Annotated in this window: 14 protein-coding genes and 1 pseudogene; 12 read left to right on the top strand and 3 right to left on the bottom strand. The window is 59.9% G+C overall.

Annotated features, from left to right (window positions below; genetic code table 11):
- Positions 1-88: 88 nt before the first annotated feature.
- The 5 genes from BS629_RS27385 to dusA all read left to right on the top strand — a co-directional run bounded on the left by BS629_RS27385 (position 89) and on the right by dusA (position 5,543).
- Positions 89-2,929, top strand: a complete 2,841-nt coding sequence (locus BS629_RS27385; protein WP_018242518.1) for a cadherin domain-containing protein — start codon at positions 89-91, stop codon at positions 2,927-2,929.
- Between the two features lie 208 nt (positions 2,930-3,137).
- Positions 3,138-3,605, top strand: a complete 468-nt coding sequence (locus BS629_RS27380) for a DUF3828 domain-containing protein (RefSeq protein WP_018242519.1) — start codon at positions 3,138-3,140, stop codon at positions 3,603-3,605.
- Positions 3,606-3,791: 186 nt separating this feature from the next.
- Positions 3,792-3,920, top strand: coding sequence for a hypothetical protein (locus BS629_RS40260; RefSeq protein ID WP_261320200.1), 129 nt, complete (start codon positions 3,792-3,794; stop codon positions 3,918-3,920).
- A gap of 217 nt (positions 3,921-4,137) precedes the next feature.
- Complete coding sequence (locus tag BS629_RS27375; protein ID WP_003540801.1) at positions 4,138-4,350, top strand: cold-shock protein; 213 nt, start codon at positions 4,138-4,140, stop codon at positions 4,348-4,350.
- A 191-nt stretch (positions 4,351-4,541) separates the two neighbouring features.
- Entirely contained in the window at positions 4,542-5,543 is a 1,002-nt protein-coding gene (gene dusA, locus BS629_RS27370; RefSeq protein WP_018447189.1) for a tRNA dihydrouridine(20/20a) synthase DusA, read from the top strand.
- Between the two features lie 12 nt (positions 5,544-5,555).
- Here the strand turns inward: dusA and BS629_RS27365 are convergent, their stop codons facing one another.
- Positions 5,556-6,512 (bottom strand): S1C family serine protease, encoded by a 957-nt coding sequence (locus tag BS629_RS27365; RefSeq protein ID WP_018242537.1) that lies wholly within the window; start codon positions 6,510-6,512, stop codon positions 5,556-5,558.
- 626 nt (positions 6,513-7,138) lie between these two features.
- Between BS629_RS27365 and BS629_RS27360 the strand changes: the two genes are divergently transcribed.
- From BS629_RS27360 to BS629_RS27345, 4 genes are all read left to right on the top strand, one after another.
- On the top strand, positions 7,139-7,975 hold the full coding sequence (locus BS629_RS27360; protein WP_018242538.1) for an alpha/beta fold hydrolase: 837 nt from the start codon (positions 7,139-7,141) through the stop codon (positions 7,973-7,975).
- A gap of 104 nt (positions 7,976-8,079) precedes the next feature.
- Positions 8,080-8,295: a hypothetical protein gene (locus tag BS629_RS27355; RefSeq protein WP_018242539.1), complete on the top strand. Its 216-nt coding sequence runs from the start codon at positions 8,080-8,082 to the stop codon at positions 8,293-8,295.
- The gene (locus BS629_RS27350; RefSeq protein ID WP_018242540.1) at positions 8,289-8,579 is read left to right on the top strand and encodes a hypothetical protein; all 291 of its coding nucleotides are present in this window, start codon (positions 8,289-8,291) and stop codon (positions 8,577-8,579) included. The genes BS629_RS27355 and BS629_RS27350 overlap by 7 nt, the downstream gene beginning before the upstream one ends.
- A gap of 193 nt (positions 8,580-8,772) precedes the next feature.
- Positions 8,773-8,982, top strand: coding sequence for a hypothetical protein (locus tag BS629_RS27345; protein ID WP_018242541.1), 210 nt, complete (start codon positions 8,773-8,775; stop codon positions 8,980-8,982).
- A gap of 23 nt (positions 8,983-9,005) precedes the next feature.
- Here the strand turns inward: BS629_RS27345 and BS629_RS27340 are convergent.
- Together BS629_RS27340 and BS629_RS27330 are read right to left on the bottom strand one after the other, a co-directional pair.
- Positions 9,006-9,709, bottom strand: a pseudogene (locus BS629_RS27340) (terminase small subunit).
- A gap of 349 nt (positions 9,710-10,058) precedes the next feature.
- On the bottom strand, positions 10,059-10,271 hold the full coding sequence (locus tag BS629_RS27330) for a hypothetical protein (RefSeq protein WP_018447183.1): 213 nt from the start codon (positions 10,269-10,271) through the stop codon (positions 10,059-10,061).
- Between the two features lie 464 nt (positions 10,272-10,735).
- On the opposite strand from BS629_RS27330, the gene BS629_RS27325 reads away from it, so the two are divergent.
- From BS629_RS27325 to BS629_RS27315, 3 genes are all read left to right on the top strand, one after another.
- A complete protein-coding gene (locus BS629_RS27325; RefSeq protein ID WP_018242544.1) occupies positions 10,736-11,767 on the top strand; it encodes an acyltransferase family protein in 1,032 nt (343 codons plus the stop codon).
- Positions 11,768-12,129: 362 nt separating this feature from the next.
- Entirely contained in the window at positions 12,130-12,618 is a 489-nt protein-coding gene (locus tag BS629_RS27320; RefSeq protein ID WP_018242545.1) for a BA14K family protein, read from the top strand.
- Positions 12,619-12,772: 154 nt separating this feature from the next.
- Positions 12,773-13,363: a GNAT family N-acetyltransferase gene (locus BS629_RS27315; protein ID WP_018242546.1), complete on the top strand. Its 591-nt coding sequence runs from the start codon at positions 12,773-12,775 to the stop codon at positions 13,361-13,363.
- Positions 13,364-13,486: the final 123 nt, after the last annotated feature.

Here is a 13,486-nt window from a genome sequence, read left to right as displayed (position 1 = left end):
TGACACCTCCCGCACGAACCTTCTCCACCCGGAACGGCAGACACAATCCGTTCTTGCAGAATCCAACGCATCTTCTGGAAAGTTTAACATGGCCTTGAATATTCTGGACACGAACGGCGCCACAGCTACCAAGACCGGCGCTGAGTTCGAAGCCTACGACGTCATCCGCCACTCCGAAGCCACTCCCCTCGCCGCTGTCACCCTCGCCGTCTCAGGTTCCGGCGTGGCAGACTTGGCCGACCAGCTGGGCTCGGTTTCCGCAAACGTGACCGGCTCGATCGGCGATAACACAATTACGACGGGCGCCGGCAACGACACCATCTCAGGCGATGACGGCGCAGATACGCTGAGCGGCGGTGCCGGCGACGATCTGATCCACGGCGGAGCCGGCGACGACGTGCTGAATGGCGGCGACGGCAATGACAAGATCTTCGGCGAGGCCGGCAATGACGTTATCAAGGGTGGTGCAGGCGACGATTTTATTGTCGATGTAGGGAATACTACCGAGGTCTTCAATATCGACGCGGGTGAAGGCAAGGACACCTTGCAGTTGTCGCAGGGTTTGTTTGGCGCTACGCCCTCCGGTAAAGTCGATGGCGGTCCCGGTGTCGACACGCTGCAAGCCACCATTTTGACCGGCTTGACGGTCAAAAGCTTCGAAATCCTCGACACGCGCGGATTCGACGTTACCGGATCGTCCGCGCAGTTCGAAAGCTTCGAGAAGATTATCAACTCCACCGTCAGTCCCGGCTCCACCTCTGGCATCACCTTGCGGTTGACGGACAGCGCCCATCTCGACCTTTCGCAAGAGCTGGGACCCGGCGCGGTCTCCATCTACGCTGACTATTACGCCACCGGCATCGATGTCACGACCGGCGGTACATGGGATCAGCTCTTCGGGTCCAGCGTGAATGACACCCTCGATGGCGGCGGAGGCAACGACACACTCCGTGGCTATGAGGGAAATGACCGGTTGACTGGCGGAGCCGGCAACGACACCATCCAAGGCGACGCGGGCAATGACGTCATCAGGGGCGGCACTGGCAACGACACGATCTTCGATGGCGAAATGATTGCCGTTAACCCCGAAACCTTCGACATTGATGCCGGCGACGGCAATGACTTCGTGATCTTGCAGAACGACGACACCGCGCTTTCCGGAATAGTCGATGGTGGTGCGGGCACTGACAAGCTGCAAGCCAGCCATCTGAGTGGCCTGACGATCAAGAACTTCGAAACCCTTGATACAGCGGGATTTGCGGGTGTCGGTTCGGCCGCCCAATTCGAAAGTTTCGATACGATCATCAACTCGAATACGACCAATGCCGTCTTCCTGCGATTGACGGACGGCGCCCATCTCGATCTCTCTGACGAGCTCGCTGGCCGTCAGGCACAGATATACGGCAACGTCTCTGGTATCGACGTGACGACGGGTACCGGCAACGACAAACTGGAGGGCACAGACGGCAACGACACCTTCGATGGCGGCGCGGGCAACGACGTGATCAACGGCTATGCCGGCAATGACAAGTTGACCGGCGGCGACGGCAACGACCAGATCTTCGGCGGCGTTGGAAATGACGTTATCAGGGGCGGCGCGGGCGACGACAAGATCACTGATGGGGATAACCTTTCCACCGCTCCTGAGACCTTCGATATTGACGCCGGCGATGGCAATGATGCCATCAACCTGCAGACACATTCTTCCGCGATTTCCGGGGTGATCGACGGTGGCGCAGGCACCGACACGCTGCAAGTTATCAAGCCCACGTTAGGCCCTGGCATGGAATTCATCGGGCTTGCCGGCCTGACGATCAAGAACGTCGAAATTCTTGAAACGGCGGGAGCCGAGGTTCTCGCTTCGGCCGCCCAGTTCGAAAGCTTCGACAAGATCGTCAAATACGACAAGCCAGGCTACGAGAACGATGTCCTCGCACTGACTTTGACGGACAGCGCCCATGCCGATCTCTCCGACGAGCTGGCAAACCGCCACGTCGACATTTTCGGCACCGCCTTCGGCATTGACGTCAAGACCGGTGGCGGCGACGACTATTTCTTCGGAACCGGCGGCAATGACAGGTTCGAAGGCGGCGCCGGCAACGACGTGCTGTTGGGCGGTGCGGGCATCGATACGGCAGTCTTCTCAGGGAATTTCGCCAAATACTCCTTCGCGTTGAACAATGGCAGCCACATCCTGACGAGCGCCCTGGAGGGCAAGGATACGCTGACCGATGTTGAATTCGCCCGTTTTGCCGACGGCGTCTACGATTTCGCCAAGGGAAAGTTCACGCCCGACGGCAGCAATAGCGCGCCCATCAATATACAGCTCTCGAAAACTTCCCTGTTGGAGAGCACACCGATCTGGACCACGGTCGGCCTGCTCAGCGCCAAGGACGCCGATGGCGACGCGCTCACCTATACGCTGATCGACGGAGCCAACGACCACTTCCGGATCAATGGCAACCGTATCGTCACCTCGAAGGCTCTGGACTACGAGACGGACAAGTCGCACACGATCAAGGTCGCTGTTTCGGATGGCAAGGTCACGGTCGAAAAGGACATCACGATCAACGTCCTCGACGTCAACGAGACGCCGGTCAACAAGGCGCCGACCAATCTCGCCTTCTCGCGCAACTCGGTCAACGAGAATGTCGCGATCGGCACCTCGGTCGGCCTCCTCACGGCGGTCGATCCGGAAGGCGGCGCCGTGAAATGGCGGCTGACGGACGATGCCGACGGTACCTTCAAACTCGTCGGTAACAAGATCCAGACCAAGGCTGTGATCGACTACGAAAGCACCCACAGCCTGACCTTCACCGCCGAGGCCTATGACGCGGCCGGAAACGCAACCAGCCACGATTTCACGGTGGCCGTAAAGGACGTCTTCGAGCCGTCGTTTTCGAGCTTGTCGCATGAGGCGTTGATCTAGCCGCGCGATGGGATAGCCGGCGGACGCCGAGATGCGTCACCGACGCTGTCGACACAAAGGTGGGATTTGCCGTCAGGCAACTCCCACCGGCCGAACTTCCTGGCGATCGCCACAGGCACCGGCCGTGCCCGGGCACCCTTCCAAAAATGCCGCTCCACCTCCACGCCCGATTCCGCTATGATTTCCTGCCCATCCGAGGAGAGCCCGCATGCGCCTGCCCACATTCATCCTCGCCCTGGCCATGGCGGCGCTCGCAGCCTTGCCCGCATCGGCGGCAACCTACAAGACGCCGAAGGCGCTGCTCAAGGCGCTCTATAGCTACGACACCGACAACAGCGACGCCGAGGCGCCCTCGCCCTATTCCGCCTTCTTCTCCGACCACCTGAACAAACTCCTCCAGACCGATCTCGACAACACGCCGGAGGGCGATGTCGGCGCGATCGATTTCGATCCCGTCATCGCAGGCCAGGACGGCGCCGCCAGCGACGTCAGGATCGGCCAACCGATCCTGCTGGATGATAAGGCCGAGGTGGAGGTGCAGTTCGAAAACGGCGAAGAGGTGACGCTCTTCTACACCCTGGTGCGTGAACATGGCGGCTGGAAGGTCGACGACATCGCCAACCAGAAGGGTGATAATCCATGGAGCCTGAGCGCGTTGCTGGGTGACGCGCAGTAGGCGGGCGGCCCAATCACCCGCCCTTGTGGTTCGAGGCGACCCTGCGTTTGTCACTGCAATCGATTGCTCCGTTCCTCACCCACCATGAGGGCTGATCGGTGTGCCTGTCGACCCGACCGCCCCACGAACAAATCCATGCCGGCTATCGAATCCGCCCGTCATCCCGTTTCGGCACGGAATCCCACGATGGCACAGCCGGGCAAGAATCCGTTAACCCACCGTCAAGTATCTGAATCTTCGGCATTTCCCGACATCGATGCAGGTATGCCAAAAGAATCCCGCTTGCTTTTTGCCCGAAATGCTGGCACGAATTGACTTACTCGGGCATTTGCATGCCGGTGACTGGACTGATGTGGTAATCCCTTCCGTTTGGAAGGCGGCGCGGGAATACCCGCCTACGTAGACGTTCTTTCCCCGTACGTGACTTCTCCGACTGACCCTTCGTCCCAATCGATCGGGGCGAAAGCTAAAGCCGTCCGCTTCCTCTCGGGGGCGCGGATACTACACAGACTAAGGGAAAAGGACGATCCCAATGGCCACCAAGGGCACCGTAAAATTCTTCAACCAGGACAAGGGTTTTGGTTTCATCACGCCGGATGGCGGCGCAAAGGACGTTTTCGTCCATATCTCTGCGCTGCAGGCTTCTGGCATCCAGTCGCTGCGCGAAGGCCAGCAGGTTACTTTCGACACCGAGCCGGACCGCATGGGCAAGGGCCCGAAGGCCGTCAACATCTCGGCTTCGTAAGTCAGACTTCCGCTCACGCGGCATGAACGGCGCTCCGCAAGGGGCGCTGTTTCTGTTTTGGCGCTCGATTTGTCGATCACATCGGCAAGTGTTATATGCGCGCTTATGGATGATCCCGCCCATATGGCGCTGCATCGAGGCAGCGGGGCACCGCAGTGCGGCGCCCGGGAACAACGAACGATGGAACATCTATGACGCAGAAGAGGCCAATTTTTGCGGTCGCCCCGATGATCGATTGGACGGATCGGCATTGCCGCTATTTCCACCGGCAGATCAGCCGCGAGGCGCTGCTCTATACCGAGATGGTGGTGGCCGATGCGATCATCCACGGCCCGCGCGAGCGGCTGCTCGGTCATGACGCCGCCGAGCATCCGCTGGCGCTGCAACTCGGCGGATCGGACCCGGCAAAGCTTGCCGACGCGGTGCAGATCGCCGAACCCTATGGCTATGACGAGATCAACCTCAATGTCGGCTGCCCCTCCGACCGTGTGCAGTCGGGCACCTTCGGCGCCTGCCTGATGTTGACGCCGGAGACAGTGGCCGAATGCATCGCGGCGATGAAGAGGGTTGCGACCGTGCCGGTGACGGTGAAATGCCGGATCGGCGTCGACGAGCAGGAGCCGGAACAGGCGCTGCCCGAGCTGATCACCCGCGTTCTCGATGCCGGCGCCGATGCGATCTGGATCCATGCGCGCAAGGCCTGGCTGAAGGGCCTGAGCCCCAAGGAAAACCGCGAAATCCCGCCGCTCGACTACGACATCGTCTACCGGATGAAACAACGCTGGCCCGATGTCTTCATCGGCATCAATGGCGGCATCCGCACGCTCGACGAGGCAGCAACCCACCTAACCCATGTCGATGGCGTCATGCTCGGCCGCGCCGCCTATCAGAATGCCGCGATCCTTGCCGACATCGACCAGCGCTTCTTCGGTGCGCCTGCGGCCGAACCGGACTGGGAAGCGTTGCGCGATCGGATGATGGCCTATGCCGAACGCCACATCGCCAGCGGCGGCCGGCTGCAGCACGTGGCGCGCCACATGGTCGGCCTCTTCACCGGCCTGCCGGGCGCAAGGCGCTACCGCCAGATCCTCTCGACCGACGCGGCCAAAACCGGCGCCGGACCGGAAGTGCTGGCGGCCGCCTTTGCGGCGGTGGATTTTTCGGGAACAGATCAGGAGGCGGTCAGCGCCTGACGCGAAGCGGCGTCACAACCGCGCCATCGGTAGCAAGATCTTCTTCTCGATCCGGCCGGCCACCGAGAACACCAGGATCTCCGTATACCTCCCGATCCTGCTGCCATCCATCAATCGGACGATATCGTCGACGCCGCCGACCGGGCTGCCGTCGATGGCGAGGATATAATCGCCCTCCTGCAGCCCTCCCTTTGCCGCAGGCCCATCGGCTTCGACGCGCCGGATGCGAACGGAGGTCGTTTGTGCCGTGCCAGCGGCGAGTGCCACCCGGCGCGGCAGCACAATCGTATCGCCTGATATGCCGATGAAGGCGCGCCTGACCTGGCCATAACGGAGAATCTCCGAAACCACGAAATTGGCCGTATTCGACGCCACAGCAAAGGCGATGCTCTGCGCACCTTGGATCACGGCGGTATTGACGCCGATGACCTCTCCGCCCGAAGACACCAGCGGCCCGCCTGAGTTGCCGGGATTGAGCGCCGCATCGGTCTGGATGACGTCGTCCATCAGCCGGCCGCTGGCTGCCCGCATCGACCGGCCGAGCGCCGAGACGATACCGGCGGTAACCGTCCATTCGAAGCCGAGCGGGTTTCCGATCGCGATTGCGATATGCCCCCTGCGCAGGCGCTGGGAATCTCCGAGCTTCGCCCAGGCGCCGGTGCTTGTATTGGCGCGAATGAGGGCGATATCGGTATCCACATCCCGGCCAAGCACTCGGCCCTCGGTAACGAAGCCGTCAGGCGTGGTGACGCGAACCACCTTGGAGTCGTCGACGACGTGGTTGTTGGTGATGATCAGACCGTCAGGCGAGACAGCGAAGCCCGACCCGTGCCCTTGCCGGCCACCCACCCTCTCGATCCGGCTGACTGCCGGCCCGACGATATCGACTGCTGCAGCGATCGATTGCGAATAGGCATCGATCAGCGCCCCATCATTCTGAGGCGCTATGTCCTTATCCATGTAACCCATTATTTGATCCTCAGGCGGCAATAACGGCCGTCCCGCCGCCGGCGAAGCGGTCGCGATTGCGAAGGTTCGCCATTGTGGTGTTGTTTGAGGATTAGATGGTTGGGCATAGACCCGTGTTCAAGTGAGCGCCGGCGGCGGTCTGCAATGCGCGCAACGCAGAGAATGTCAACACGCCTACCCGGATAGATATGCTGAACTACCCGAACAGATATCTTGAACGCACGGCCAAAAATTGGCTCATTGCAGACATTCGCCCGTCAAATCAGCTGCCTTCGCTACCCATGACGAACCTGCCTGAGGAGTGGAACAGGCCGACATACCGCGGATCAAAAGAATGTTCGCAGCACGAAGCAGCCAGGCGAGGATCGCCAAATCCCCGTCCCTTCATACGAGATGGGGTGCTGTGCGCCCGTCGCGCAGAGACATACAAACTTCTGTTATATCAATAGAATAGAAAGAGCCATTCAATTAGCACATCAGCATATTCAGAGCCGACTTATCCCCTAAGGCGCGACCTACTTGCCCCAAGCCTCCGGCGCAACGGCGCTCGTGGCCTTGCCAATTCTGCCGGCAACGGCGCAAACTTCTGACCGCATGAATCCAACCCCAATTAATGGAGCCGAAAGATGAGCACAGTCACAACCAAGGACGGCGTCGAGATCTTCTACAAGGATTGGGGGCCGAAGACCGCCCAGCCGATCATGTTCCATCACGGCTGGCCGCTATGCTCCGACGACTGGGATACCCAGATGCTGTTCTTCCTTGAGAAGGGCTACCGCGTCGTCGCCCATGACCGGCGCGGCCACGGCCGCTCCACCCAGGTGGGCGACGGTCACGACATGGATCACTACGCCGCCGATGCCGCAACCGTCGTCGAGCATCTCGATCTTAGGAACACCGTCCATGTCGGCCACTCCACCGGCGGCGGCGAAGCGACCCATTATGTCGCCCGCCACGGCCAGCCGCAGGGCCGTGTCGCCAAGCTCGTCATCATCGGCGCCGTGCCGCCCATCATGGTGAAGACGGATGCCAATCCCGGCGGCCTGCCGATCGAAGTCTTCGATGGCCTGCGCAAGCAGCTCGCCGCGAATCGCGCGCAGTTTTATTACGATCTGCCGGCCGGCCCGTTCTACAGCTTCAACCGACCAGGCGCGAAAGTGTCGGAGCCGATCATCAACAATTGGTGGCGCCAGGGCATGATCGGCGGCGCCAAAGCGCATTACGACGGCATCAAGGCCTTTTCGGAAACCGACTTCACAGAAGACCTGAAGATCATCACCGTACCGACCCTCGTCATGCACGGCGACGACGATCAGATCGTGCCGATCGCTGACTCCGCCCTGCTCTCGGCCAAGCTGCTGCAGAACGCCACGCTGAAGGTCTACGAGAAATTCCCGCACGGCATGTGCACCACTCATGCCGACATCATAAATCCCGACATCCTTGCCTTCATCAAAGGTTGATCCGTGATGTTACCGGGCGCCGACGAGGCGCCCGGTTACCATGAGCGGCTTGACATCGGCATGACCAAATTTAATCTCCACGCGGCTAAACTGGGTGAATTCCGATGCTCCGTATCAACCTGCTTGCGGCAATCGCCATCGCCATGATCTCCGCCAACCCCGCCTCCGCCGCACCCTGCAGGAACGCAGCCGGTCACGCCGTCAAATGCCTGGCCAAATCGGCGCAGCAGAGGTCGATCGGCCAAAACAGCAAGCTGCAGCGGGGAAAGGTGCGAACGCACGTGACGGATACGACCGGCAGAGTGAATTATAAATGGTGACTGGCTGTTTGCCGTCCCACGCCCAGGCCGCCGGGCCACGTCGATCGATTGACGGCCAGTTACGCATTTCCGATGAAACCGTTTTCGCCGCTTTGCGTTTAGCGGCCATGAAAAGAGAACGTGAACCCTCATCAAAGGCTTACCGGCAGGATCGTTTCGAAAACACCGAGCGAGCCGCCAAGGAAACCATCGAGGCGGAGCAGCGAGCCCGCCGGGAAAAAACCAAGCGGCTGAAAGAGCTGCGCCTGTCACAGCAGGGCGCCAAGGACCCCGCAACCAAGTAGATCCCACACTCGCACTATCCGATCGGCACGCCGATCGATCTCATATCCATGCCCTGCCGCCCACGCCCGCGTCTTTCCGTGCGTGCCCCGAATTCTTTTTGAATTTCGGACCTTCGCCCATCTTGCAGAGCAAACATCGCGAAATTATCTTTTCACGAAAGCGATTCACGGCATCCAAAAAGGGCAAATTGCGATGTCAGACAAGCTGTTCAGCACACGGGACGAACCGCTCGCCTCCGAAGATCTGGATGTGTGCAGGCGTGTTCATGAAGCTCTCTGTAGCGGGTCAAAGATCGACAGATCAAGCAAGGAAGCCGACCGTCTGGGCGCCCTCATCATCGAGCTTTACCGCCAGGGTGTGCACGACGAAAGCCAGCTCCGATTGCTGGCCGGCGGAACGTGAGCCTGATAGCGCGAGACGTCGAGCTAGCTGCGAGTCCGACACCGCCTTTTCCCGGGCGCGGACCGAGGTCGCCTGCACGCGATCGAAGAGCGGAACCCATTTGCCGATATCTCCGGCCGTCTTGGTGCATCTGCGTGTCGGTATTGGCCGTCCGTCGCCAGCGTCGCCTCATTCCAGCAGGACATCGCCCATGAGGGCCGATTTGCCGATGCCGTGGCCGGATGCGACCGCAATCTGCAGCGGCTGAAACCGCGTTGCGGGATCGCGAATGATTGTAAAAATATCCCGTCGTTATAGAGCGAGTGATGCCGCGCCAGCATATCCAGCGCCCGCAACCGGTCCGCCCGCTTGATCTTCGCCGCATGCACCACCTCCCCCTTGCCCTTGGCCGAGGTGCCGATCTCCAGCCCCACAACGCTTGCCGCCGTCCGCTCATCCCACTCCGAAGGCGCCTTCAGCGGCCCCTGGTCATCGAACACGTCACGGACATCACCAAACGCGACGTAGGCAATGGCGACAAGCACCCACTCGGCGGAAGTCTCCATCTCGGCAAGACGTGGCGCTAATGCTCTCTCAATCTCCGCCCGCACAGCCTCATTCGCATCAAGCGATTGCCATTGGCACGCGACTTTCCGCCATACCCCGTCCGCATCGCCGCGTGCTTCGCATTCAAATCCTTCAGATATTCCGCCACATACAGGCGCTGCTTCGGCGTCAGTTCTGCCATTGGTGATCGTACCCTCGAAGAGAGGGCGATGGTGGCAAGGTGAAAAGCGCGCCGCGGGGAAGGCCCTACGAAGCCAGACCTCTGTCCCTGTTGTAAATCTCCCCCGGAGTCGGCTCTCTGGTCACAATCGTGCCGTCGGAAAGCCGGCGACGCATGACATTGCCGTGCCAATGCCATTCTCCGGATACGCCAGCGAAAAACAGCGCACGAAGCGCCTCGACCAAGCGGCTCCACACCGATGGCTTCGGACGTTGAAAACTGATCGTTGTCATTTTGTCTTTGCTCCCCTTCAAAATTATTCTCTGCCGATCGCACACGTCACGTTTCTCTCTTCCCGGAGGGTGCCCGATCAACATGGATTGGAATGATCCAGCCGCGCCAATATGCGCAATGCCTCAATTCGATCCGGCTCCCAGAAGGTCAGCCTGAGCCGGCCTACATCCGAATCCAGGGAGAACGCCTCGCGGGCCAGCCCGATCTCGGCAAGCCTCATGCGTATGGAGTCGAGATCGGTCATGCCACCCAGCGGCTCCATGATGATGTATTGCGTCGGTTGCGCCATGTGGAAGACCCTTATCTCAGAGTATTTGCCGGCGTACGAAAACAGAAACAGCAACACGGCTCAAGGAAAGTCTTAATATCTGGTTACCAAACGAAGTTAAGACTTCGTTACACATGAGGTTGACCGCCGTATTAATATTGAACATCGGAAACCGCTCTATGATTTCAAGAGAGATTGCTATGGCGTCAACGTCCTTCGATGACATCCAATGACGATATCCCTGGCACCCGTGTCAGACCCCGGCCCGCGCCAGCCTCTCGCTCAGCGCCTCCCAGCCCGTTGATTTCCCCTGTCGTTATAGAGCGAGTAGTGCTGCGCCAGCGGCCTGCTGTGTAGCTCTAGCAAATCAGCCGGTAGCGATGCGCTGCAGGAGTAATTTGACATTGCAATTTTCGAAGAGCTTTATTATCGCCACCAAGGAAACGTCCTGTATCTTTTGTGAGATTTAAGCATCGGGGTGTCGATTGCGGGAGCATCAGCTAGACGGATTACGAGCGTTTGCACTTCTGTCAGTGTTTTATTCTCATTTCTGGCAAGAAAGCTCGAACCTTGGCCACCTCGGAGTTCGGTTCTTCTTTGTGTTGAGCGGATTCCTCATCACAAACATTCTGTTAGACGTCAAGGGACACGATAATCACACGGCTGGTATAACTGTGTTCTTCGCGCGAAGAGCAGCGAGAATTTGGCCACCCTACTTCCTGACGCTGGGATTTTGTTGGCTGGCAGCAGGCCCGTTACGTCTCCCGATGATGCAGGAGTCGTTGCCGTGGCATGCATTGTTCCTCTCCAACATCTGGTATGCAACGCACGGGTCCGAGCCTTGGGCACTAGGGCACCTTTGGACACTTGCAGTCGAAGAGCAATTCTACCTGATTTGGCCTTTTGTGATCCTGGCGTTGCCGTCCCGTCATTTTCTGAAATTATGCGGCGCACTTGTTTCCTGCACCGTACTCTACCGCGTTTGCGCATTTGCCCTCGGCAAGGTTGATGAAGCCAATGCGCTGCCTTTCGATTCAATCGATGCTTTGGCGGCCGGTGCCGCTTTGTCGTTCCTGTCTGCAGAAGGGTGGAGCGCTCCGCGATGGCTCCTCTGGTTGTCAGTACCGGTCGGTTTGGCTGGATCTATCATGCAAATCGCTTTTGACTTGGGAAACCTCGTTCAATGGGTCGTCCTCGAGGCCGCCCTCGTCTTGCCGCTGGCCGCAATCGTGGCAGTGGCCTCAAAAGGGCAGTTTCTCAAAATCCTTGCGAACAGATCTCTCAGCGGCTTGGGCCGGATCAGCTACGGCGCCTATCTCTTCCATCTTCCGGTCTGGGCGGTTCTTTTTGCATTGAGCGCCCGTTTTGGCGTCGGTGACTTCTTCTCGCGCGGCCCGCTTACGATGCTCGTCGCTGGATCGTTATCCGTACTCACCGCTTTGGTATCGTGGATCATGGTGGAGCGCCCAGTGATGGCTTGGTCGAAAAGGCTGACGAGCCGGCTGGCTGCCGCATGATCGGATAGCCGAAGGGCCAGGCGTATGCCCGACGGATGGTGTCGCACGCTGGTGCCATCAATGTCGCGCTTTCGACGCACATGCCGCCCCCCGAACGAGCCGTCCGACATTGAGCTCCGATAAGAGTAAAGTTCGTCTGCGCCGCGTCGTCGGTGCGATCTTCTCAGACATTCCCGCCCATTGGCGGTGGCGAAGCTGTCCAGCGTTTTAGGACCGGTCGGTTCCTGACGTCCGGTAGTGGTGCACAGGCCTATTATGTTAGCAAAAACGCACATACGCCGCCTCATTCCATCCCAAAATGAAACCTATTCCCTTCCGCTGCGTTACCCCCTCGATACATCCGTTGACCCAAGGTGAGTAAAATGAACAGATTCGCCATCATTGCCCTGTCGATAGCGACGGCCTTCTCCGGAATGCCGGCCTCGGCAGGCCCGGCCTTCGTGCCGAGCCCGGTCCAATCGGCGGCGCAGCCGGTACCGGGAAATACCGGTGCCCGCATCATGACCGTCGGCTGCAATAACTTCACAAACTGCCCGGGTCAGTTCGGTAATAATCGCAGGTGGTATCGCAACCGTCACCACTACCGCGACCGGGATTATTATCGCGACGACCGTTATGGCTCGTATCGACGCTACGATCGCGGCTGGCGCCATAATGACAACACCGGCGCCATCATAGGCGGTCTGGCGGCCGGCGCCCTCATCGGCGGCATCATTGCCTCGCAGCCGCGGGCCTATACCTCGCAAGGGTACAGCTCACATGCCGATTATTGCTACTCCCGCTATCGGTCCTACCGCGCCTATGACAATACCTACCAGCCGAACTACGGCCCGCGCCGCCAGTGCCGCTAGTCCGACCTATCCATCAGAGCAAGCCTCGCATGAAATGCGGGGCTTTTTTGATGGCCGAAAGCCCGTTGCACGGCTTCCAATCGCCAGTGGGGCGTGTTTGTCTACGCGAGTGGGGGGCGCACACTTGGTTAGGCGACGCGAACCTAGGTGCTAGATGACGTCTGGAGAAACAGCAAAGTGCGCCGGCCGCGTCGTCCTGCTGCAGCCGGATCTGGAAAACCTGTCGGGTTTCGAAGCGGCGCTTGCCGCCGGCTGGTCTCCCGATCCGCGCTGCGCGGGCAATGAGGCCTATGTTCACGGCGAGCTTCAGCGGCTGCGCCAGAACAGATTAGGGTTTCTCCACGATCTCATTCCTGATGGTAGACAGCGGGCTGGATTCGGATCGCCGCCTCTCACCACCCGTCTGTTCTGGATCTGGGACGGAGAATTCTGCGGCAGCATCAGCCTCCGCTTTCAAGCGGGCACCGAGGAGCTGCCGCCCGAGGTGTCTGGCCATGTGGGATATTCCGTCGTACCGTGGAAACAGCGCAATGGCCACGCGACCACCGCGCTGAGCCTTCTGATGGCTGTGGCATCGAAGGAAGGCCTCGACCGCCTGGTCGTCCTCTGCAACGAGGACAACGACGCCTCGCGGCGGGTGATCGAGCGCAATGGCGGCGAATTGTTCATGCGCGGCCCGAATCCCTCCGACAGGCCCGATCAGATCAAACTGTATTTCTGGCTGAGGCCCGGAACCGCCAGCTGAAATGAAGCGCGACGGAATTCCAGACGGACGGAGCACAGGCCTTGCCCGCCTTTGCTCCGTCCGTCCCGTCAGCCTGGGGCGGGCTGAGTGCTGGTCGCGGGGGCAGTCGGCGCCGCCGCACAT

It is taken from the genome of Rhizobium leguminosarum bv. viciae USDA 2370 (assembly GCF_002008365.1).
Classification (GTDB): Bacteria; Pseudomonadota; Alphaproteobacteria; order Rhizobiales; family Rhizobiaceae; genus Rhizobium; species Rhizobium leguminosarum.
This window is presented reverse-complemented; position numbering and strand designations above follow the sequence as displayed.